Genomic DNA, 20711 nt, shown 5'->3' with positions numbered 1-20711 from the left:
ACGGGCCATTCGTGCAGAGCACGCAAGGTTGTTACCGGTCATTGCCGTGGTTCCCGAGCGTCGGCAAAGCCGGTACTGTCAGCACGTTTCCCCTGTCTCGGAGTTGTCCATGCCTGTCCCTGCACTGTCCGGCCCGCAATACCTGCGCGAGGGCCTGAAAATGGTCTTGTCTCCCGGGCTGCGGCTGTTTGTACTGTTGCCACTGAGCATCAACCTGGTGCTGTTCGTTGGCCTGATCTACTTCGCCGGCCACCTGTTCAGCGGGTGGGTCGACCACTTGATCCAAAGCCTGCCCAACTGGCTGGGTTTCCTCAGCTTCATACTCTGGCCGCTGTTTGCGGTGCTCGTAGCCTTCATGGTGTTCTTCAGCTTCACCATGCTGGCCAACATCATCGCTGCCCCTTTCAACGGGTTTCTCTCCGAGAAGGTCGAGGTAGTTGCGCGGGGCAAGGACGATTTCCCCGCCTTCCGCTGGACCGAACTGTTCGAAATGATCCCGCGCACGCTGGCCCGCGAAGCGCGCAAGCTCGGCTATTTCCTGCCGCGCGCACTGGCGCTGTTCGTGCTGTCGTTCATCCCGATGCTCAATATCATCGCCGCCCCTCTGTGGTTACTGTTCGGGGTCTGGATGATGGCTATTCAATATATCGACTACCCCGCCGACAACCACAAGATGAGTTGGCAGGACATGCTCGCTTGGCTGCGGCAGAAGCGCTGGCGCAGCCTCAGTTTCGGCGGCATCGTTTACCTGGCACTGCTGATCCCGGGAGTAAACGTTTTGATGATGCCTGCAGCGGTGGCAGGCGCGACATTGTTCTGGGTGCGCGAGCGACAATAAGTCTTTGGCGATAACCACTGGTCGTTAATGATTACGGCCAGTTCATAATCGACTATTCTACCTCTACCCAGAAACGTTTGCGTCATTGACAAACGCCTGACACGTTTCTTCAGTTCTTTCCAGCCACGCCGCGCACAGCGGTTGGCAACGGTAACATCCCACTGCCTTACATCGCGCCTTCAAGATGTAACCTGTGCATTCCAGTAGTCAGGTTGATTTGCAACTATCACCTTGAACTACTGGAGCATCATCAATATGAATCGGAAACTGGCAGCTGAGTTCCTGGGCACATTCTGGCTTGTGTTCGGGGGGTGTGGAAGTGCCATATTCGCCGCCAAATTCCCGGAACTGGGTATTGGATTCGCGGGTGTATCGCTGGCGTTCGGTTTGACCGTGCTCACCATGGCGTATGCGGTAGGGCCTATCTCGGGGGGGCACTTCAACCCTGCCGTCACCGTTGGACTGTGGGCCGGTGGCAGGATCTCTTCCAGTGAAGTATTGCCCTACGTACTGGCTCAGGTTGCTGGAGCGAGAGCCGCGGCAGCAGCGCTTTGGATGTTCTGGCTCGCGCCGATCATGGGCGGATTGATCGGAGGCTGGGTGGGCAGAGCCATGGGCGAGAAAAATGATCTGAAGATTCCCGCTCATGTGTAGGCTCGGTCGCTTCGTCATGAAACTCTATCAAGATACTGTACGCTTGCTCCCACGTCGCAATTGCAACCATCGCGAGGCTGTGATGATTCCGACTTTTTCCGCTGATAAACGACTGAAGCACTGGCATGTTTCCTGGCATATCATGGAACGTGAAATCTTTTGCGTCGAGTGCGGCGGATTGCAAACGTATTCAACCTCTTCTCAGCCTTTCAATTCGAATCACATGGCGAAATGCGCTAATGACAGTTGCGAGCCACAACATCCGTGGCAGGAATTACGCGAAATACTGTTCGACTGGAAACTTGAAGTCATAAAAACCTCATGAAAGCGCCACACTCGCGCAACACAACGCTTCGAAACTAAGCTGATGACAGCTCCCTCTCTGCATATCACCCTGGTTACCGAAACCTTCGCCCCCGAGATAAACGGGGTCGCCAGTACGCTCGAGTATCTGTGCGAAGGGTTGCGCAGCCGCGGGCACCGTGTGGATGTGGTGCGTCCGCGACAGGCACAGGACAGAGGCCTCGGCGACGATGTGATGTTGTGTCGCGGCTGGCCGATACCCGGCTATCCGGGGCTGCAGTGGGGCGAGTCGTCCGGGCGACGGCTGGTGCGGCACTGGCGCTCGAGGCGGCCCGATGTGGTGTATGTCGCCACACCGGGTCCACTGGGCTTGAGCGCACTGCGCGCGGCACGGCTGCTGGGTATCGTGGTGGTCAGCGGCTTTCATACCAACTTCCAGCAATACGCAGCACAAAGTGGGTTGGGGCTGTTGACGCGTGTGGTGACGCATTATCTGCGCTGGTTTCACAACCGTACGCACATGACCCTGGTGCCCAGCCACGGCCAACGCCTGGAATTGCAACGACGCGGCTTCGAGCGCTTGCATCTGCTGGCGCGCGGCGTCGATGGTCAGCTGTTTCATCCTGCGCGGCGCAGCCTGACGTTGCGCCAGAGTTGGGGACTGGCGGAGGGCGACCTGGCGGTGATCCATGTCGGACGCCTGGCGCGAGAGAAGAATCTGGACCTGCTCGCGCGCACCTTCAGCCACCTGCAGGCGCAGTATCCACAGCGCGTGATGAAGTTGATCGTGGTGGGTGACGGGGGGCGGCGAAGCAGCCTTCAGCAAAAAATGCCCGAAGCGATATTCTGCGGGGCATTGCGCGGCGAGGTGCTGGCTGAACACTACGCCAGCGGCGATATCTTCGTGTTTCCCAGCCTCACTGAAACCTTCGGCAACGTGGTTCTGGAAGCACAGGCATCAGGGCTGGCCGTGGTGGCCTACGATGAGGCCGCCGCCGCGCAGCACATTCGCCACGGGCACAGTGGCGCCCTGGCCATGCCGGGCGACGAGGCGGCGTTTCTCGAGGCGGCGGGCTGGTTGCTGGAAAATGAAGAGAACTTGCGGCGGGTCCGCCTCAATGCGCGCCGACATGCCAGCCGTCAGGGCTGGGCGGCCATCGTCGAGCAGTTCGAGAAGCAGCTGAGCGGTGCGTGCTACGTGACGTCTCCGGTGGCCCTGGCCAACACCGCAGCGCCCCTTCGCGGCCGCTGACCGCTCCTACAGGGGTAGCGATGTGGCGGGGCAAAAAAAGGGGCACGTCGTTGACGTGCCCCTTGTTGCATCTGCGCCTGGCCGCTCGCAAGAGCGCCTTGCCCAGATCAGTGGTGATGACCACCCTCGCCATGCACGTGGCCGTGGGCAATTTCTTCCTGGCTGGCGTCGCGGATGTCGACGACCTTGACCTTGAAGTGCAGACGCTGACCGGCCAACGGGTGGTTGCCGTCGACGGTGACGTCGTCGCCATCCAGATCGCGGATGGTCACGATCTGCATCTGGCCATCAGGCGCGGACGCGTGGAACTGCATGCCCACTTCCAGCTCGTCGACGCCTTCGAACATGCTGCGCGACAAGGTGCTGACCAGCTCGGCCGCGTACTCGCCATAGGCATCTTCAGGCTCGATGGCGACGTCCAGGTCGTCGCCGACCTGCTTGCCGTCCAGCGCCTTTTCCAGGCCGGGGATGATGTTACCAGCGCCCTGCAGATAGACCAGCGGCGCGCCGCCGGCGGAGCTGTCGATAACCTCACCGGCGTCGTTGGTCAGGGTGTATTCGATGGAGACAGCCTTGTTGGCGGCGATCAGCATGAGGTAAGACCTTTTGCATAAGAATGTAGAACGACCAAGTGTAACCAAGGGATGGCGTGAAAGCGAACCCACTCGGCCAGTGGTCGACCGGACACGATGCGCGCGGCCATTGGGCCTTCTGCACGCATCTTGAGGTTATGACTGCCCGCGGCGCGATTCGTTTCTACTTGCGGGCCGTGGCGTGATGCTTGTAGCGTGCAGCCCGAAGCTCACCCGAGAAGCTCGCATGCAAACATTTTTCATCGCGCCGACCGATTTTGGCGTCGGCCTGACCTCCATCAGCCTGGGGCTGGTGCGCACCCTGGAGCGCGCCGGCCTGAAAGTCGGCTTTCTCAAGCCCATTGCCCAGCCACATCCCGGCGATCAGGGCCCCGAACGCTCGACCGAACTGGTCGCCCGTACCCATGGCCTGCAACCTCCCAAGCCCCTGGGCCTGGCCCATGTGGAACGCATGCTCGGCGACGGTCAGCTCGACGAGTTGCTCGAAGAGATCCTGACGCTGTACCAGCAGGCCTGCGTCGGCAACGATGTGGTCATCGTCGAAGGCATGGTGCCCACGCGCCACGCCAGTTATGCGGCCAGGGTCAACCAGCATCTGGCGAAAAGCCTGGATGCCGACGTGATTCTGGTGTCGAGTGCCGAGAACGAAGTGCTCGCCGAGCTTTCCGGCCGGGTCGAGTTGCAGGCGCAACTGTTCGGGGGCCCGCGTGATCCCAAGGTGCTGGGCGTCATCCTCAACAAGGTCCGCACCGATGAAGGCATGGACGTCTTCGCCGCCCGTCTCAAGGAACACTCGCCCCTGCTGCGTGGCGGCGATTTTCGCCTGCTCGGCTGCATTCCCTATCAGGCCGACCTCAACGCCCCGCGCACGCGCGACGTGGCCGAGCTGCTCGGCGCCCAGGTGATCAACGCCGGTGACTACGAGCAGCGGCGCATGAACAAGATCATCATCTGCGCGCGCACGGTGCTCAATACCGTGCAGCTGCTCAAACCGGGGGTTCTGGTGGTCACCCCAGGCGACCGTGACGACATCATTCTGGCAGTGAGCCTGGCCGCCATGAACGGCATGCCCCTGGCCGGGCTGCTGCTGACCAGCGACACCCTGCCCGACCCGCGCATTCTCGAGCTGTGTCGGGGCGCCTTGCAGGCCGGCCTGCCGGTGCTGTCGGTGAGCACGGGATCCTATGACACCGCCACGCGCCTGAACCAGCTGAACAAGGAAATCCCCATTGATGACCGCGAGCGCGCGGAGATCATCACCGATTTCGTCGCTGGCCATCTGGATGCCCAATGGTTGCACCAGCGCTGTGGTACCCCGCGCGAACTGCGCCTGTCACCGGCGGTATTCCGCTATCAGCTGATCCAACGCGCGCAACAGGCCGACAAGCGCATCGTGCTGCCCGAAGGTCACGACCCCCTGACCATCCAGGCGGCCGCCATCTGCCAGACGCGCGGCATTGCACGCTGCGTGCTGCTGGCCAAGCCAGACGAGGTGCAGGCGGTCGCCAGCGCCCACGGCATCGCGCTGCCCGAAGGGCTCGAGATACTCGACCCCGACCTCATCCGCGGTCGCTATGTGGAGCCGATGGTTGCCCTGCGCAAGAGCAAAAGCCTGAACGCGCCCATGGCCGAGCAGCAGCTGGAAGACAACGTGGTGATCGGCACCATGATGCTGGCCCTGGATGAAGTGGATGGTCTGGTGTCGGGCATCGTCCACTCCACCGCCAACACCATCCGCCCGGCCCTGCAGTTGATCAAGACCGCGCCCGGCTGCAGCCTGGTGTCCTCGGTGTTCTTCATGCTGTTCCCCGATCAGGTGCTGGTGTATGGCGACTGCGTGATGAACCCGCACCCCAGCGCTGCGGAACTGGCAGAGATCGCCCTGCAGAGCGCCGACTCCGCCGAAGCCTTCGGCATTGCCGCGCGAGTGGCGATGATCAGCTATTCGAGTGGCAACTCGGCCAGTGGCGAAGAAGTCGAGAAGGTGCGTGAGGCCACCCAGTTGGCCCAGGAGATCCAGCGCGACCTGCTGATCGACGGCCCGCTGCAATACGACGCGGCCGCCAATGAAAACGTGGCGCGCCAACTGGCCCCGGACAGCCGGGTCGCCGGCCGCGCGACGGTGTTCGTGTTTCCCGACCTGAACACCGGCAACACCACGTACAAGGCGGTCCAGCGCAGCGCCGATTGCGTGAGCCTGGGGCCGATGCTGCAAGGACTGCGCAAACCGGTCAACGACCTGCCGCGTGGCGCTCAAGTCGATGACATCGTCTACACCATTGCCCTGACTGCCATCCAGGCCAACCGCACCATCGACCTCTAGGACCCTTCTCTTGAAAACGCTTACCGGCCTGTGCGCCGCGCTGCTGCTAGCGCTGAACACCCTCGTTTGCTGCACGCCGCTGTTCATCGTCAGCCTGATCAAGCTGTGCCTGCCGTTCGCGGCGGCGCAGCGTGTGACCGACGAACTGATGCGCCACATCCACGAAGCCTGGATCAGCAACAACAAGGCCTGGATGAACCTGCTCGGCGGTATCGGCTGGAAAGTCGAGGGCTTGCAGGGCCTGGACTACCAGCACTCCTACCTGGTGACCAGCAACCACCAGAGTTGGGTCGATATCCTCGTGCTGCAATACGTGCTGAACCGGCGCATTCGCCCGCTGAAGTTCTTCCTCAAGCGCGAGCTCATCTGGGTGCCGGTCATTGGCCTGGCCTGGTGGGCGCTCGGCTTCCCGTTCATGAAACGCTACTCCAAGGCCTACCTGGCCAGGCACCCGGAAAAGAAAGGCGAAGACCTGCTCACCACGCGGCGCGCCTGCGCCAAGTTTCGCGGCAAGCCGACCGCCATCTTCAACTTCGCCGAAGGCACGCGCTTCACCCCGGCCAAGCACGCGGCCCAGGCATCACCGTTTCGCCACCTGCTCAAGCCCAAGGCCGGTGGCATTGCTTTCGTGCTCGATGCCATGGGCGAGCAACTGCAGTCGATGGTCGACGTGACGGTGTTCTATCCCAAGGGCGCCCCCGGGTTCTGGGATCTGCTGTGCGGTCGGGTGGGCGAGATTCATGTGCTGTTCGAAGAGCTGCCGATTCCGGCGCAATTCATCGGCCACAGCTACGATCAGGACGACGAGTACCGGGCTCGCTTCCAGGCATGGGTCAACGCGCTGTGGACGCAGAAGGACGCGACGCTCGAGCGACTCGAGACACACTGATCACCCATGAAAAATCCCGCTGTCAGAGCGGGATTTTTCATGGCCGAAGCAGTGATTACTGCTGCGGGTATTGCTGGCCTGGAATCGGCTTGAGGTTGACTTCGACACGGCGGTTCTGGGCGCGGCCGTTGGCGTCGGCATTGCTGGCGATCGGCTGGTCGGGACCTGCGCCGCGGACCGACAGGCGCGAGCCATCGACACCCTGGGAGGTCAGGTAGTTGCTGACCGCCTGGGCGCGTTGCAGCGACAGGTCCATGTTGTGCTGGCGGCTGCCGGTGCTGTCGGTGTAGCCGACGATCTCGATGTTGTTCTCGTTGAACTGCTTGAACGAATTGCCCAGGTTGTTCAATGGCGAGTAGAAGCTGCTGGAGATGTTCGACGAGTCGGTGGCGAAGGTGATGTTGCCCGGCATGATCAGTTTGATCTGATCGCCCTGGCGCTGCACTTCGACCCCGGTGTTGGCCATGCTTTCACGCAGCGCGGCTTCCTGGCGGTCGGCGTAGTAGCCATAGCCTGCCGAAGCGGCACCCGCCACGGCAGCGCCGATCAAGGCACCCTTGCCGCGGTTGTTGTGGTCGATGGCGGCACCGGCCACGGCACCGGCCAGTGCACCCAGCCCGCCATACTTGGCGGTCTTGCTGATGCCCGACGAACCCTGGGCCTGGCCCTGGTTTTCATACGGATTCTGCGACGCGCACCCGGACAACAGGGCGATGGCAGCGGCGGCAGTGATCAAGCGACGCGAGGTAAACATGGGCAACTCCTACTACAAGAAGGCGGAAATCTGCAAAACAAAATACGGCGGGTCATGGACCTATGACTGCTTTGGACGGCAAACCCCGGGAAAGATTCCCCACACCGGGCCGACCAGGCTCGACGCCTGCAGCTTGCAAAGAGCCGCTTAAAAATGCACGCCGAAGCTGAGTTCGAGGAAGTCGCGGTCATCCACCGTGGTGTACTTGCCGTCGAAGAAGTTGGTGTACGACAGGCTCGCCGTGTAGGTGTTCTGGTACTCGGCATCGAGCCCGAGGCTGACCGCCTTGCGACCTTCCTCGAAGTTGCCGCCGGGGCTCGGCGAATAGCCGGACACATCGTGCGACCACGCCACGCTGGGGCGCAGGTTGATCCCGGCGAGCACGCTGTTGTAGTCCCAGATGGCGCGGGCACGATAGCCCCATGCGGTGCTGGTGGTAAAACCGCCGTCGGTGCAGTTGCGCGAACGATTGCTGGTCGAGGCACCTGGACCCGCAGCGGCCAGGGTAGCGCTGTTGAGCAGGGTTGCGCAGGTGTCCAGGCCATTGGTGGCGGGCAACGCACCGGGACCATGCACCGCGTCGCGACCGTAGCGCCTGCGCGAACTGCTCTCCAGGCCACCGACATGGGTAACGCCTACCTCGCCCACCACGGTCAACCGATCTGCGCCCATGACCTGATCGAAGAAATGCGTCAGGGTGGTCTGCAGCTGGGTGATTTCCTTGCGGCGGTAGCCCTTCAAGTCCTGGCCGGGCGTGCCGTCGAGCAGCGACGCATTGCTGTAGGTGCCGCCCAGCGGGCGCGCACCGGCATAGAGAATGTCGGTGGTGTTGAGCTGCACCGGTGCATTGGGCCGGTAGCTGACTTCGCCACTCCAGGCAGTGCCGGTAGGCAGCGTGGTGGAAAAGCTCAGCCCGTAAAGACGAATGTCTTCGGGGTAGTCGTAGAAGTAGCTGGAATTGCCGGCCACCAGCAACGGCGCCAAGGCCCCGGCGCGCGACGCTGACGCATAGGTCGCGGTCGATGCGCCGGTGGCGTTGAACAGCGGCAGGCGGCTGTGGTAATTCATCAAGTAGGCACCGAACTCGGTGTCCAGGGGGTCGTAGTTGTAGTGCAGCGCCACGCCGAACTGGCCACTGTCGCGCGCATCGCGGTCCGCACCGCGGCGCACCAGCACCCCCTCCTCGTTGACATTCACACCGGCAGCGGCAAGCGCTGGAAGATCAGCGGCAGGCAGGCCCGAGCGCTTGCTCAGCAGGCGCAGATTGTCGCTGCAGCCATCGGCGGCAACGTCTGCCCGGGCGAAGAACGTGCCGCAGTTGTCAGCCACCGTCTGGTCCCATTCGAGCTGGTAGAAGGCCTCGGCCGAGAGGTTGTCGGTCAGGCTCTGCGAGACGTAGAACAGATTGACCGGGACCAGCCCTTCCTTGATCTCGGCACCGGGTCGGCGCAAGGCCGAGACGTCGATCGGGTTGAGGGCGTTGATGCCATTCTGGATGAAGGTGCTCTCGCCCCAACTGACCACCTGCTTGCCCAGACGAACGCCGCCTGGCTGATCGGCGATGGCGTAGTTGTGGTAGACGAACGCGTCGAGAAGCTGCGCGCCGGAGGACTGCGCGGCCTCCTTGCGATGGACGTCGCTGATGTCCTTGAAGGGACGGCCTTCGTCCTTGAGTTCGAAGTCGTACCAGTACTTGCCGCGAATGAACACGCCGCTGTCGCCGTATTTCAGTTCCAGGTCGTGCAGCCCTTTGAAGACCTTTGAAAAGGTTTCGCCCTTTTTGAAGTTCAAGCGACCGTCGTCGGCTGTCTGCGACAGGCCCGAGCCACCATTGTTGGCGCCGATCAGGTTGCGGTTCGCCCCGGCCGTGGACCAGCTGGCGCCGACCGACAGCGCGGTATCGAACTGCCCCTCGATTTCGCCGATGTTGAAGCTGACGGCAAGCGCCGGCCCGGCAAGCGTCGCCAGACCAACTGCCAGGGGTAATCTGGCCCGGCGACAGGACAGGTGTACTGAGTTCATCGACGCTGATCCATGTTCCGCTGTTCTCTGTTCGTTAGGGTGCTGGCAAGGGGCACTGCGCCGCCATTATAGCCAGCCAGAAGCGCTATCCGACGCCAGCGCGCGGCAGGTTTCAGCGTATTTCACTGAGGGCGATCTTCACCCCCAGCGCCACCAGCACCACGCCCATGGCGCGGTCGAACCAATGGCCCATGCGCGCGAAGCCTTCGCGCACCCGGCGCTGGCTGAACAGCATGGCGACCAGGCAGAACCACAGCGCCGTGGCCAGCGCCAGGTACACGCCGTAACCGGCCTGCACCGGCAGCGGCGTGTGCGGACTGATGACCACGGTAAACAGGGAAAGAAAGAACAAGGTGGCCTTGGGGTTCAGGCCATTGGTCATGAACCCGGCCACATACGCGCCCTTGGGCGTGCGCTGGACCGGCGCCGCGCTGCTGGCCTGCACGTCGACCGCGGCCGGCTTGGCGCGCAGGGCCTTGAAACCGATGTAGAGCAGGTACGCCGCAGCGGCCCACTTCAGCACATTGAACAGCACGATGGACTGGGACACGATCAGGCCGATCCCCAGCAGTGAATAGCCCACGTGGACGAAGATCGCCGTGCCCACCCCCAGCGCGGTCCACAGACCGGCCCGGCGTCCGTGGCTGACGCTTTCGCGCACCACCACCGCAAAATCCGGACCCGGGCTGGCCACCGCCAGCAAGTGGATGAAGGCAACGGTGAGAAATTCGGTCCAGTACATGACGGCAGGCTCCAGGCGCGGCAGATGCAAACACGGTGATTGCAAAAAACAGCCCCGGACGCTACCTCAGGTCAGCAGGCCAGGGCCACAAGATTTTCATCCAGCAGCTATGGTAGAACATCCACATCCCCTTCAAGAGGTTCACCCATGCCCGCTACCCGTGCCGCCTTCCTCGACTACAGCTCCCTGGACCTGGGTGACCTGGACCCTGCCGCGCTCAAGGCCTGCTTCGAAGACCTGCAGTTCTACCCCAGCACGACGCCTGCGCAACTGCCCGAGCGCCTGCGCGGCCTGAACGTGGTCATCAGCAACAAGATCGCCCTGAATGCCGCGACCCTGCAGGCCTGCCCGGACCTCAAGCTGGTACTGGTGTCGGCCACGGGCACCAACAACGTCGACCTTGCGGCCGCGCGCAAGCTGGGTATCACCGTGTGCAACTGTCAGGGCTACGGCACCCCATCGGTGGCCCAGCACACCTTGATGCTGTTGCTCGCCCTGGCGACCCGACTGCCCGACTATCAGCGCGCCATCGCGGCCGGCAAATGGCAGCAAGCCAAGCAGTTCTGCCTGCTGGATTTCCCCATCGTCGAACTGGAGGGCAAGACCCTCGGCCTGCTGGGCCATGGCGAGCTGGGCGGCGCGGTTGCCAGGCTGGCCGAAGCCTTCGGCATGCGCGTGCTGTCGGGGCAGATTCCCGGCCGCCCGGCACGCGCAGATCGCCTGCCGCTGCATGAACTGCTGCCGCAGATCGACGCGCTGACCCTGCACTGCCCGCTCAACGAGCACACCCGACACATGATCGGCGCACCCGAGCTGGCGCTGCTCAAGCCCAGCGCCTTCGTGGTCAACACCGCGCGCGGCGGCATCATCGACGAGCAGGCCCTGGCCGATGCCTTGCGTCGTGGCCACCTGGGCGGTGCGGCCACCGACGTGCTCAGCGTCGAGCCACCGGTAGACGGCAACCCCCTGTTGGCCGACGATATCCCACGCCTGATCATTACCCCGCACAGTGCCTGGGGCAGTGTCGAGGCGCGCCAGCGCATCATTGGCCAACTGGCGGAAAATGCCACGGCCTTCTTCGCTGGCCAGCCCATCCGCAGCGTCTGAAACCGGCCCTGGTCTGCTAGAATCCGCGCTTTTGCCAGGAGCCCTCCCATGGACCCGCGCAGTGAAGTGCTGCTTCGTCAGGCCAACTTGTTTCAAGGGCAACTGCTGCTGGCCGGGCTGCCTGCCGACGACCTCTTCGGCCAGTTGCCGAACGCCGCCGGCTGGTGCTGGCATGCCGGCGACCAGGCAGCGCTGGACGCGCGCTTCGAGGGTCGCAGCCATTTCGGCGTCAACGTCCCCGAGACGCCGTTCGATGGCGCGGTGTTGTTCCTGCCCAAGTCCCGCGACCTGACCAGCTACCTGCTCAATGCCCTGGCCGCTCGGTTGCAGGGGCGTGAGCTGTACCTGGTGGGCGAGAAGCGTGGCGGCATCGAGGGCGCGGCGAAGTTGCTGCATGCCTTCGGCAAACCGCGCAAGCTGGACAGCGCACGGCATTGCCAGCTGTGGCAGGTGACTGTCGACCAGGCACCAGCGGCCGTGGACCTGGAAAGCCTGGCGCAGCGCTATGAGCTGGAGATCGCCGGTGAGCCGTTGACCGTGATCAGCCTGCCGGGGGTATTCAGCCATGGTCGGCTGGACCGTGGTACCGAACTGCTGCTCGATCACATCGGTGGCCTTCCTCGCGGCCATCTGCTGGACTTCGGCTGCGGCGCCGGCGTGGTCGGCGCCAGTCTCAAGCGGCGCTACCCGGACAACCAGCTGACCTTGCTCGATGTCGATGCCTTCGCCACCGCCAGCAGCCGTCTGACCCTGGCGGCCAACGGGCTGGATGCCGATGTCATTACCGGTGACGGTATCGACGCCGCGCCGCTGCATCTGGATGCCATCATCAGCAATCCGCCGTTCCATGCCGGGGTGCACACCAGCTACCACGCCGCAGAGAATCTGCTGGAAAAATCCAGCCAACATCTGAAAAAAGGCGGCGAACTTCGCTTGGTTGCCAATAGTTTCCTGCGTTATCAACCGCTGATCGAGGGCGCTTTCGGGCGCTGCCAGACGCTGTCCGAGGGGCGCGGCTTCAAGGTCTATCGTGCCATCAAATAGCCAAATCTTCGCTTGCCCTATCGTGATTGCCTAGGCAGAATCCGCACCGTCCTAGGGGAGTAGTCTCCCGCGAGCGCCAGCTCGCATGGCACGCGTCAACATACTTGGCCCTCAGGCCATGGCGCGTGCGACCCAGCGGCCGCACAGACGGCCCGGGTTTGACAAGACCTATGACACGCACACCTTACCCGGGGCGGGGAGGCTGTTCGTGTCATAGCCGTGTCGACCCGCCCCCATAGGAACGCTCCTGATGTTGGAATCCCTGCTTGTCCCTACCGGGCTGGTGGCCTTGGCCGAAATTGGCGACAAGACCCAGTTGCTCGCGTTGATCCTTGCGGCACGCTTTCGCAAGCCCTGGCCGATCATCGCCGGCATCGTCGCCGCAACCCTGGCCAACCATGCGGCGGCAGGTGCAGTAGGCGCCTGGTTCAGCGGCTTCTTCTCCGACGCCGCCCTGCACTGGATCCTGGCGGCAAGCTTCGCCGCGACCGCTCTGTGGACCCTGATACCGGACAAGATCGACGACGACGAAGCCAACACCGCGCGGCGCTACGGGCCGTTCATGACCACGCTGATCGCGTTTTTCATTGCCGAGATCGGCGACAAGACCCAGGTCGCGACGGTGATGCTGGCTGCGCAGTACCCGCACTTGCTGATGGTCATCATCGGCACCACGCTGGGCATGTTGATTGCCAATGTACCGGTGGTACTGGCGGGCAATTTTGCCGCCGACAAGCTGCCGCTGACGCTGATCCGCCGGCTGGCCTCGGGGGCGTTTTTCATTCTGGCGTTCGTTGCGGTGTATCAGGCGATGAAGGTCAGCGGCTGGGTGTAAGGTGCTCGGAGCGGCGGCGCGGCTTTCACGGCCGCTGACCGCTCCTACAGGGGATTCTTGTATGGGAAGTCCCCTGTGGGAGCGGGTCTCTGCCCGCGAATCAGGCGCCGCGATCCATCAGGATTTCTTCGCCTGCTCGTACAGCGGCATGACTTTGGGAATGGCCGCCTGCAGTGACGATATCCGGCTGGCTGAAGCCGGGTGTGTGCTCATGAATTCCGGTGGCGAATTGCTGCCTGCTGCCGCCGTCATCTTGTTCCACAGGGTGATGGCGGCATTGGGGTCGTACCCTGCACGCGCCGCCAGCTCCAGCCCGAACAGGTCGGCTTCGTTCTCGTTGCCGCGGCTGTTGGGCAAGGTCAGGCTGTAGTTGACCACGGTATCGGCCAGCTTCAGGCTGTCTTCGCCCAGCCCCAGCAGCGCCCCTGCCCCGTTGCGGGCCATCTGGATGCCGTAGGCCTTGGACATCGACTCGCGGCCGTGCTCACGCAAGGCATGCGCGATTTCATGGCCCATCACGGCGGCGATCTCGTCGTCGGTGAGTTTCAGTTTGTCGATCAGGCCGGTGTAGAAAATGATCTTGCCGCCGGGACCGCAGTTGGCGTTGAGCTCGTCGCTCTTGATCAGGTTCACTTCCCATTGCCACTGTGCCGAATCCGGGCGCAGCTTGGGCGCCTGGGCGATCAGCCGATCGGCGATCGCCTGGACGCGCTTGGCTTCGGCGCTGGTCTTGTCGAGCACGCCCTTGCCACTGGCCTCGGTCAAGGTCTGCTGGTAGGACTGGGCGTACATCTTGTTCACTTCATCGGTGGACAACATGCTGAACATGTATTGCTTGCGATCGACACCCACGGCGCCGGAGCTGGTGGTGTTGACGGCCTGACAACCGGCCAGCAGAAGGCTGACGGCCAAGGTGGCCGGAATGAAGAACTTGCCCATTGGGACTCTCCTGGGAAACCTGGCGGGTATCCTACACGGTGAGTATCGGACACGACACCTGCGCAAGCAGTCCGGCCGATGCACCGCGGTGCCTGTTTCGCGGCCGATGACCGCTCCTACAGTTGCACCGCGCGAACCCGTAGGAGCGGTTCGTGGCCGCGAACAGGCGACGCGGTCGGTACAGTTGCACCCCGCGCGCCCGTAGGAACGGTCCGTGGCCGCGAACAGGCGACGCGGTCGGTACAGTTGTACCCCGCGCACGCCCGTAGGAGCGGTCCGTGGCCGCGAACAGGCGACGCGGTCGGTACAGTTGTACCCCGCGCGCGCCCGTAGGAGCGGTCCGTGGCCGCGAACAGGCGACGCGGTCTGTGCAAAGACTCACGCCGGGGTCAGGCACTCCGGGGCATTGAGCTTGGGGTCGTTGACCAGATTGGCCAGCGGACGCTCGCGCAGGGCGGCCTGAGGTGCGGCGAGCAACGACTGCAGGGCAGCCAAGGGGGTTTCCGGGTCCAGCCAGGCTGCCTGCCCGGCGGCATCGAGGATCAACGGCCGGCGCTGGCTCATGGCCGGCTGAGTCACCACTGCAGTGCTCAACCAGACTTGCTCCTGCACCGGATAGGCTTCCCAGATACCCGCGAAAAACAATGATGAACCCTCCCCTGGCGTCAGCCAGAAAGGCCGCTTGCGCACATTGCCCCGCCACTCGTAGAAGCCGTTGGCCGGAATCAGGCAACGCCGCAGACGCAAGGCCTCGCGAAACATCGGCTGCTCGGCCACCGTCTCGGCCCGTGCATGGGCGGGGGTTCGCGACAGATCGGTCAGCCACGGCGGGGTCAGCCCCCAACGAGCCTTGGCCAGGGTCGAGCGTTCTCCCTCCCGACGCTGGATCAGCACCGAATCACCCGGGGAAATATTCCACTGCGCCTGCTGGCCTTCGGGAAAGCCCTCCTGTGCGGCGAAACCGGGTGACCAGCGAAACAAGGCAAAACGTCCACACATCAGGCAAAAACTCTTGAGGGGTTAGCACAGCAGAACCCCGGGGAAACTGTCGGGCTCGTCGCCCGACATGGGCAGCGCGGCATTGTACTCACCGATCAACTGCCGTGCGTAATCGGCCTGCTCGTCGGCCACCAGCAAACCCAGCAGGCCCATCGCGGGCAGGTCGCCCATGCCGCCAACCAGATCCCGGCCAGCCAGATGCACACCCACTCCTTCGTTCTCCAGCATGCCCAAAAGCATCTGCGCTTCGAGCAGGCTCGCAGGCTCGTAGATGCGCTGCATCACTCGTTCTCGCTGCGCACGTGCAGCGACCATTGCTCGCCGTCGGTGTGCAACGCGAACACGATGGGGCGGCAGCACACCGGGCAGTCTTCTATATAGTGCTGATCACCACCCGACAGGTCGAGCACCGCTTCGGCCGGCTCTCCGCAATAGGGGCAATCGTAATCTTGGGTTTCCAGCATCGCGGCCTCCACGGCTCACTTGTGCGTATAATCGCCACTCTGTTTGCAGGCCGTTGGCTACATGGGCCCCTACCCTTTGCCCACAACCTTGCGCCTGTACCTTTACCTTAGCCGTTTCCAACAAGAGAGCATGATGGGCGAATTCGATGCCATCCGACCGTACGACGACGCCGAAGTACCTGCCGTTCTGGCACGGCTGCTCAGCGACCCGGCATTTCTGGATATCCTCACCCACTTCCGCTTCCCGCGTCAGGCCAAGACCTTTGGCTGGTTGCTCAAGCCGTTGATCGCACGGCGCCTGCGCCGCGAGTTCAAGGATGTCAACAACGTCGCTACTCTGCAGGACAAGGTCGAATTCTACGTCGACCACACCATCGACCGCGCCACCGACGGTGTGACCTACACCGGTGTCGAGCAGTTCAAGTCCGGCAGTGCGTACCTGTTTCTGGCCAACCATCGCGATATCGTCATGGACCCGGCGTTCGTCAACTACGCCGTGTACCACGCAGGCCTGCCGACGCCGCGCATTGCCATCGGCGACAATCTGCTGCAGAAGCCTTTCGTCAGCGACCTGATGCGCCTGAACAAAAGCTTCATCGTTCATCGCTCGCTGGTTGGGCGGCGTGAAAAGCTGGCGTCCTACCAGCTGCTCTCGGCCTACATCAACCACTCGATCCGCCACGACTGCGCCTCGATCTGGATTGCCCAGGCCGAAGGCCGCGCCAAGGACGGCGACGACCGCACCGACTCGGCGATCCTCAAGATGTTTCACATGAGCCGCAAGGATGAGCCTTTCGGCGAAACCATCAAGGCGCTGAACCTGACGCCGGTGTCGATCAGCTACGAATACGACCCCTGCGATCAGGCCAAGGCGCGCGAGCTGTACATCCGTGCAACCAAGGGCGCCTACAACAAGGCACCTGGCGAAGACGACGTCAGCATTGCCCAGGGCATTACCGGCTACAAGGGCCGCGTGCACATCAACTTTGCCTCGCCCATCACCGAGTCGTTCGAAGACACCAAGCAGCTGGCCATGGAGATCGATCGGCAGATCCTGGGCGGCTATCGCCTGTTCCCGGTGCACTACCTGGCCTACGCGCAGTGGGCGGATGCTGATCCCGAACTGCAGGTGCCTGTCGCAGCCGATGTATTTCCGGCCGCCGAGCTGGAAAAGGCGCGTGCCGAATGGCTGCGACGGCTGCGCGAGTGCCCGGTGGAACAACGACCGTTCCTGGTGGTGCAATACGCCACGCCGGTGCGCAACCAGTATCGCGTCAAGGCAGGGCTGCCGCTCTAGGGTCAGCCAGCGTGCAGGATGTAATGCGGCCGTCATGGCACCGTCATTAGCCCTTCATACAAAACAGGCATCGTGTTGCACCCTCACCCAACACGCTTCGGATGCCCGTCATGCTGCACGCCCTGAACCAGGATCGCCTCTACCACATTACCGCCAGCGACGAGCAGGAAGCCCTGATCGACGCGCTGGCGTTCAATGTCCAGGACCGACAGTGGCTGGTGTATTGCGCTTTGGGCGGTCATCAGCACGGTGACTGGCCCGATCTGGACCTGGGCACGGGCATCAGCGTGCTCGACTTTCACATGCAGGCGGCCTGAAGCCTGCACGCAGTCGAATCCGGCCCATGAAAAAGCCCGCGAACATCGCGGGCTTTTTCATGGCTGGCAGAGGCTGTCAGAAATTGCTCTGGGACAGGGTCTGGCCGATGGTGGCGTCCTTGAACACGCGCGTCAGCGCATCGCTCAGCACATCGCTGACCAGCTTGGTGTTGGTTTCCTGGTTCGGCGCCATGCCGAAACGCTGGTTCAAGGAAGCGCCATAGCGGCCGCTGTAGTGGCGGCCACCGTTGGTCACGTCGGCCTTGAACGTGGCGCCGATGTTGGCCTCGGTGACGTACATCTTGTCCTTGGGCGACTGGTACTTGAGCTCGGCCAGGGTGATGGTCAACGTGGGTGCGCTGCCGTTGTTGCCGGTGGGCGTGAAGCCGAGCAGGCGCACGGCCGCTTCGGCCTGGGCCTGCAGCTTGGGCAGCACGTCGTTGGCGGCAACGCTGACCGCGCTGGTTTCCGGATACAGGCCGCCACGGGTGCCCAGGGTCGGCGAAGGTCGACCGTCGACCACACGCACGGCCACTGCCTGGCCCTGGCCAACGGCGGCGAACTGCGAGGTCAGGCGCGGCTGAGGGCTGAGTTGTTGCGGGCTGTTGGCACAACCGACCAACGTCAGACTGGTCACAGCGATCATAGCGAACAACAGGCGGTGCAACATGCGCATCTCTCCGGCAACGGGCAGTGGATAAGCCGCGAGTATAGCGGGGCCTGCGGGCAATGGACCAGCCATGAAACGCGTGCAGGCCAGTGCGGTGCGGTCCGTGTCATCAGCCTGTCACCGTCGGCGGGCAGTATCGCGTCTACAGTCCACCGCACGCCACCGCACGGAGAATCGCTCATGGGTTTTCTCAAGTCTCTGTTCAGCGCCAGCCAGCCCTACCGTTGCTACGTCGCGCTCGACCAGCAGGGCCTGTGCCGCGCCTTCAAGCAGTGCCAGCAGGCGCCCGTCGGCGAGGGTTGGGTCGAGGTTGGCGATATTCGCCCACAATGGCTGGGCCAGCCATTGCCTGCCCATGCCCGCGTCAGCTCCCGTGCCACGGGGGCTGGCGGGATTCGGGCCGTGCACGCCTGACCGGCCGGTCACCAAAAGCCTGTAAATAACGATCAACTCGCCGCGTTTCATCGCTATAATCTTCCCCCGATTATAAGGACGTCTCCTGATCGGGCCTCGCAGCACTGCCAACACACTCGTCTTGGCCTCCGCACCGCCCACAGAGAGCCGCCCACGCAGGTCACGCGCTGGCGTTTCCATTCGCTCGTGCCACCCTGCCGCTGCCGATCCTCCAAGCAGCCTTCTTGAGGTTCACGACTCCAAAAGAGCGTGAAATAAACGGGTTTCACAACTTCACAAGAGTGTGGCGAGCAAATGAAAAGTCTTGGATCTGTACCAGCACTATCTGCGTCCCGAACAGCCCAACGAGAAAGGATCGAACGCTTCGCATGATGGCTCCAGTTCGCTGAACGCACGTATCAACCATGGTCCTATGGCGTTGGCGGGCCGAACGTGAGTTCATGGGCAATGCCCGGCAGACTTGTCGGCACAGGCCATTTCAGCGATGCAGTTGCGAAGATTCGGACATGGCGACCCAGGCCTGCACAGACGTACCGGGGTCCCATGCTGTCAATGGGTGCTGAAGATTTTGGAGACGCGTTAAATGGCGCAAAACGAAGCAGTCGACGTGGTATTGGTAGGGGCCGGCATCATGAGTGCCACCTTGGCCGTACTGCTCAAGGAACTCGACCCGGCATTGAAGCTGGAAGTCGTCGAGCTCATGGACTCCGGTGCCGCGGAGAGCTCCAATCCGTGGAACAACGCCGGGACCGGCCATGCCGGCCTGTGTGAGCTCAACTACACGCCGCAGGCCGCCGATGGCTCCATCGACATCAAGAAAGCCGTACAGATCAACACTCAGTTCGAGGTCTCGAAGCAGTTCTGGGCCTACCTGAGCAGGAAGAGCAGCTTCGGCTCGGCACGTTCGTTCATAAGCCCGGTCCCGCACCTGAGCTATGTCGAGGGTGACAAGGGTGTGGCCTTCCTCAGGAAGCGCTATGAAATGCTCAAGGCCCACCATGCCTTCGCCGACATGGAATACACCGAAGACAAGGCAAAGATGGCCGAGTGGATGCCGCTGATGATGCCGGGGCGTCCCGCCGACCAGCACATCAGTGCCACCCGTGTGATGGGCGGTACCGACGTCAACTTCGGCGCCTTGACCAACAAACTGCTGGCTCATCTGGCCAGCGCACCCGGCGCGCAGGTGAAGTACTGCAAGAAGGTCACCGGCCTGGCGCGCAAGGGCACTGGCTGGACGGTCAGCGTCAAGGACGTCAACACCGGCAATACCCGCGAGATCGACGCCAAATTCGTATTCCTCGGCGCAGGCGGTGCTGCTTTGCCACTGCTGCAGATGTCCGGGATCGAAGAAGGCAAGGGCTTCGGTGGTTTCCCGGTCAGCGGCCAGTGGCTGCGCTGCGACAATCCCGAAGTGGTCAAGCAGCACCAGGCCAAGGTCTACAGCCAGGCGGCGGTGGGCTCACCGCCCATGTCCGTGCCCCACCTGGACACTCGCGTGGTCGATGGCAACAAGTCGCTGCTGTTCGGCCCTTACGCCGGCTTTACTACCAAGTTCCTCAAGCATGGCTCGTTCCTCGACCTGCCGCTGTCGGTGCGCGCGGCGAATATCGGCCCGATGCTGGCCGTGGCCCGCGACAACATGGACCTGACCAAGTACCTGATGAGCGAAGTGCGTCAGTCCATGGAGCAGCGCCTGGATTCGCTGCGGCGCTTCTACCCGCAGGCCCGGGCCGAGGATTGGCGCCTGGAGGTGGCTGGCCAGCGCGTGCAGATCATCAAGAAGGATCCGAAGAAAGGCGGCGTGCTGCAATTCGGCACCGAGTTGGTGTCTGCCGCCGACGGTTCGCTGGCGGCCTTGCTCGGTGCATCACCAGGTGCCTCGGTGACCGTGTCGATCATGCTCGACCTGCTGGAACGCTGCTTCCCCGAGCAGACCCGATCACAGGCGTGGGCGACCAAGCTGTCGGAGATCTTCCCTGCACGTGAACAGGTGCTGGCGAACGATGCCGAAACCTACCGTCGCGTCAGCCATGACAGCGACGTGGCGCTCGAGCTCGCGGAAAAAGCGGACGGCGTGCAGCATTACGCCTGATACACCGCATGTACCGCCGACGCGGCTCGCGCCGCTGCTACAGGGAATTGCATCGCTCCCGTAGCAGCAGTGCAAGCCGCGTCCGGTGGCACCGCCCTTGTAGCAGCGGTGCAAGCCGCGTCCGTGCACACCGCCTTTGTAGCAGCGGTGCAAGCCGCGT

20 protein-coding genes, 1 pseudogene and 1 riboswitch are annotated in these 20711 nt (G+C 63.0%); of the genes and pseudogenes, 12 read left to right on the top strand and 9 right to left on the bottom strand.

All coding sequences use genetic code 11. The features are described 5' to 3' along the window. Nucleotides 1-109: 109 nt before the first annotated feature. The 3 genes and pseudogenes from cysZ (at nucleotide 110) to H7993_RS16460 (ending at nucleotide 3047) form a co-directional block, all read left to right on the top strand. Nucleotides 110-838, top strand: coding sequence for a sulfate transporter CysZ (cysZ, locus tag H7993_RS16470; protein ID WP_122795313.1), 729 nt, complete (start codon nucleotides 110-112; stop codon nucleotides 836-838). A 255-nt stretch (nucleotides 839-1093) separates the two neighbouring features. After that, nucleotides 1094-1379, top strand: a pseudogene (locus tag H7993_RS16465) (aquaporin); the annotation flags it as partial. Between the two features lie 480 nt (nucleotides 1380-1859). Next, a complete protein-coding gene (locus tag H7993_RS16460; protein ID WP_185795025.1) occupies nucleotides 1860-3047 on the top strand; it encodes a glycosyltransferase family 4 protein in 1188 nt (395 codons plus the stop codon). Between the two features lie 107 nt (nucleotides 3048-3154). Here the strand turns inward: H7993_RS16460 and H7993_RS16455 are convergent, their stop codons facing one another. Next, on the bottom strand, nucleotides 3155-3640 hold the full coding sequence (locus H7993_RS16455; protein WP_043192958.1) for an FKBP-type peptidyl-prolyl cis-trans isomerase: 486 nt from the start codon (nucleotides 3638-3640) through the stop codon (nucleotides 3155-3157). Between the two features lie 226 nt (nucleotides 3641-3866). On the opposite strand from H7993_RS16455, the gene pta reads away from it, so the two are divergent. Together pta and H7993_RS16445 are read left to right on the top strand one after the other, a co-directional pair. Then, nucleotides 3867-5963: a phosphate acetyltransferase gene (pta, locus tag H7993_RS16450; protein WP_122475178.1), complete on the top strand. Its 2097-nt coding sequence runs from the start codon at nucleotides 3867-3869 to the stop codon at nucleotides 5961-5963. Between the two features lie 10 nt (nucleotides 5964-5973). Next, nucleotides 5974-6852: an acyltransferase gene (locus tag H7993_RS16445; RefSeq protein ID WP_185795024.1), complete on the top strand. Its 879-nt coding sequence runs from the start codon at nucleotides 5974-5976 to the stop codon at nucleotides 6850-6852. Between the two features lie 55 nt (nucleotides 6853-6907). Here the strand turns inward: H7993_RS16445 and H7993_RS16440 are convergent, their stop codons facing one another. The 3 genes from H7993_RS16440 to H7993_RS16430 all read right to left on the bottom strand — a co-directional run bounded on the left by H7993_RS16440 (nucleotide 6908) and on the right by H7993_RS16430 (nucleotide 10370). Then, nucleotides 6908-7606, bottom strand: coding sequence for a YiaD family glycine zipper/OmpA-like lipoprotein (locus tag H7993_RS16440; RefSeq protein WP_122475182.1), 699 nt, complete (start codon nucleotides 7604-7606; stop codon nucleotides 6908-6910). A gap of 147 nt (nucleotides 7607-7753) precedes the next feature. Then, a complete protein-coding gene (locus tag H7993_RS16435; RefSeq protein ID WP_185795023.1) occupies nucleotides 7754-9628 on the bottom strand; it encodes a DUF1302 domain-containing protein in 1875 nt (624 codons plus the stop codon). Nucleotides 9629-9740: 112 nt separating this feature from the next. Continuing rightward, entirely contained in the window at nucleotides 9741-10370 is a 630-nt protein-coding gene (locus tag H7993_RS16430) for a LysE family translocator (RefSeq protein ID WP_122475185.1), read from the bottom strand. A 147-nt stretch (nucleotides 10371-10517) separates the two neighbouring features. On the opposite strand from H7993_RS16430, the gene H7993_RS16425 reads away from it, so the two are divergent. From H7993_RS16425 to H7993_RS16415, 3 genes are all read left to right on the top strand, one after another. Continuing rightward, complete coding sequence (locus tag H7993_RS16425) at nucleotides 10518-11477, top strand: 2-hydroxyacid dehydrogenase (RefSeq protein WP_185795022.1); 960 nt, start codon at nucleotides 10518-10520, stop codon at nucleotides 11475-11477. Nucleotides 11478-11525: 48 nt separating this feature from the next. Beyond that, nucleotides 11526-12521 (top strand): methyltransferase, encoded by a 996-nt coding sequence (locus H7993_RS16420; protein WP_185795021.1) that lies wholly within the window; start codon nucleotides 11526-11528, stop codon nucleotides 12519-12521. A 42-nt stretch (nucleotides 12522-12563) separates the two neighbouring features. Further along, nucleotides 12564-12681, top strand: a riboswitch (yybP-ykoY riboswitch). 90 nt (nucleotides 12682-12771) lie between these two features. Continuing rightward, a complete protein-coding gene (locus H7993_RS16415) occupies nucleotides 12772-13356 on the top strand; it encodes a TMEM165/GDT1 family protein (protein WP_122475190.1) in 585 nt (194 codons plus the stop codon). 117 nt (nucleotides 13357-13473) lie between these two features. Here H7993_RS16415 and H7993_RS16410 read toward each other — a convergent pair whose 3' ends face one another. The 4 genes from H7993_RS16410 to H7993_RS16395 form a co-directional block, all read right to left on the bottom strand. Next, the gene (locus H7993_RS16410) at nucleotides 13474-14295 is read right to left on the bottom strand and encodes a M48 family metallopeptidase (protein ID WP_185795020.1); all 822 of its coding nucleotides are present in this window, start codon (nucleotides 14293-14295) and stop codon (nucleotides 13474-13476) included. A 378-nt stretch (nucleotides 14296-14673) separates the two neighbouring features. Further along, nucleotides 14674-15294, bottom strand: a complete 621-nt coding sequence (locus tag H7993_RS16405) for an SOS response-associated peptidase (protein ID WP_185795019.1) — start codon at nucleotides 15292-15294, stop codon at nucleotides 14674-14676. Nucleotides 15295-15315: 21 nt separating this feature from the next. Further along, on the bottom strand, nucleotides 15316-15576 hold the full coding sequence (locus H7993_RS16400; RefSeq protein ID WP_122475195.1) for a putative signal transducing protein: 261 nt from the start codon (nucleotides 15574-15576) through the stop codon (nucleotides 15316-15318). Next, nucleotides 15576-15758, bottom strand: coding sequence for a CPXCG motif-containing cysteine-rich protein (locus H7993_RS16395; RefSeq protein ID WP_122475196.1), 183 nt, complete (start codon nucleotides 15756-15758; stop codon nucleotides 15576-15578). The genes H7993_RS16400 and H7993_RS16395 overlap by 1 nt, the downstream gene beginning before the upstream one ends. A 130-nt stretch (nucleotides 15759-15888) precedes the next feature. Between H7993_RS16395 and H7993_RS16390 the strand changes: the two genes are divergently transcribed. After that, nucleotides 15889-17055 (top strand): 1-acyl-sn-glycerol-3-phosphate acyltransferase, encoded by a 1167-nt coding sequence (locus tag H7993_RS16390; protein ID WP_185795018.1) that lies wholly within the window; start codon nucleotides 15889-15891, stop codon nucleotides 17053-17055. Between the two features lie 110 nt (nucleotides 17056-17165). After that, nucleotides 17166-17372 (top strand): hypothetical protein, encoded by a 207-nt coding sequence (locus H7993_RS16385; protein WP_122475701.1) that lies wholly within the window; start codon nucleotides 17166-17168, stop codon nucleotides 17370-17372. A 76-nt stretch (nucleotides 17373-17448) separates the two neighbouring features. On the opposite strand, the gene H7993_RS16380 is transcribed toward H7993_RS16385, so the two are convergent. Next, nucleotides 17449-18042 carry a YajG family lipoprotein gene (locus H7993_RS16380; protein WP_122475200.1) on the bottom strand — a complete coding sequence of 198 codons (594 nt, stop codon included), beginning with the start codon at nucleotides 18040-18042 and terminating at the stop codon, nucleotides 17449-17451. 180 nt (nucleotides 18043-18222) lie between these two features. On the opposite strand from H7993_RS16380, the gene H7993_RS16375 reads away from it, so the two are divergent. Further along, on the top strand, nucleotides 18223-18456 hold the full coding sequence (locus H7993_RS16375) for a hypothetical protein (protein ID WP_122475201.1): 234 nt from the start codon (nucleotides 18223-18225) through the stop codon (nucleotides 18454-18456). 583 nt (nucleotides 18457-19039) lie between these two features. Next, a complete protein-coding gene (gene mqo, locus H7993_RS16370; RefSeq protein WP_185795017.1) occupies nucleotides 19040-20551 on the top strand; it encodes a malate dehydrogenase (quinone) in 1512 nt (503 codons plus the stop codon). Nucleotides 20552-20711 lie beyond the last annotated feature (160 nt).

The organism is Pseudomonas baltica (genome assembly GCF_014235765.1).
Taxonomy (GTDB): domain Bacteria; phylum Pseudomonadota; class Gammaproteobacteria; order Pseudomonadales; family Pseudomonadaceae; genus Aquipseudomonas; species Aquipseudomonas baltica.
This window is presented reverse-complemented; position numbering and strand designations above follow the sequence as displayed.

Coding starts and splice junctions, on each gene's coding strand:
- H7993_RS16405 (WP_185795019.1), bottom strand. CDS start 15,294: ATGTGTGGACGTTTTGCCTTGTTTCGCTGGTCACCCGGTTTCGCCGCA.
- H7993_RS16455 (WP_043192958.1), bottom strand. CDS start 3,640: ATGCTGATCGCCGCCAACAAGGCTGTCTCCATCGAATACACCCTGACC.
- H7993_RS16440 (WP_122475182.1), bottom strand. CDS start 7,606: ATGTTTACCTCGCGTCGCTTGATCACTGCCGCCGCTGCCATCGCCCTG.
- H7993_RS16430 (WP_122475185.1), bottom strand. CDS start 10,370: ATGTACTGGACCGAATTTCTCACCGTTGCCTTCATCCACTTGCTGGCG.
- H7993_RS16375 (WP_122475201.1), top strand. CDS start 18,223: ATGGGTTTTCTCAAGTCTCTGTTCAGCGCCAGCCAGCCCTACCGTTGC.
- H7993_RS16390 (WP_185795018.1), top strand. CDS start 15,889: ATGATGGGCGAATTCGATGCCATCCGACCGTACGACGACGCCGAAGTA.
- H7993_RS16425 (WP_185795022.1), top strand. CDS start 10,518: ATGCCCGCTACCCGTGCCGCCTTCCTCGACTACAGCTCCCTGGACCTG.
- mqo (WP_185795017.1), top strand. CDS start 19,040: ATGGCGCAAAACGAAGCAGTCGACGTGGTATTGGTAGGGGCCGGCATC.
- H7993_RS16460 (WP_185795025.1), top strand. CDS start 1,860: ATGACAGCTCCCTCTCTGCATATCACCCTGGTTACCGAAACCTTCGCC.
- H7993_RS16415 (WP_122475190.1), top strand. CDS start 12,772: ATGTTGGAATCCCTGCTTGTCCCTACCGGGCTGGTGGCCTTGGCCGAA.
- H7993_RS16400 (WP_122475195.1), bottom strand. CDS start 15,576: ATGCAGCGCATCTACGAGCCTGCGAGCCTGCTCGAAGCGCAGATGCTT.
- H7993_RS16395 (WP_122475196.1), bottom strand. CDS start 15,758: ATGCTGGAAACCCAAGATTACGATTGCCCCTATTGCGGAGAGCCGGCC.
- cysZ (WP_122795313.1), top strand. CDS start 110: ATGCCTGTCCCTGCACTGTCCGGCCCGCAATACCTGCGCGAGGGCCTG.
- H7993_RS16380 (WP_122475200.1), bottom strand. CDS start 18,042: ATGTTGCACCGCCTGTTGTTCGCTATGATCGCTGTGACCAGTCTGACG.
- H7993_RS16410 (WP_185795020.1), bottom strand. CDS start 14,295: ATGGGCAAGTTCTTCATTCCGGCCACCTTGGCCGTCAGCCTTCTGCTG.
- H7993_RS16420 (WP_185795021.1), top strand. CDS start 11,526: ATGGACCCGCGCAGTGAAGTGCTGCTTCGTCAGGCCAACTTGTTTCAA.
- H7993_RS16435 (WP_185795023.1), bottom strand. CDS start 9,628: ATGAACTCAGTACACCTGTCCTGTCGCCGGGCCAGATTACCCCTGGCA.
- H7993_RS16385 (WP_122475701.1), top strand. CDS start 17,166: ATGCTGCACGCCCTGAACCAGGATCGCCTCTACCACATTACCGCCAGC.
- pta (WP_122475178.1), top strand. CDS start 3,867: ATGCAAACATTTTTCATCGCGCCGACCGATTTTGGCGTCGGCCTGACC.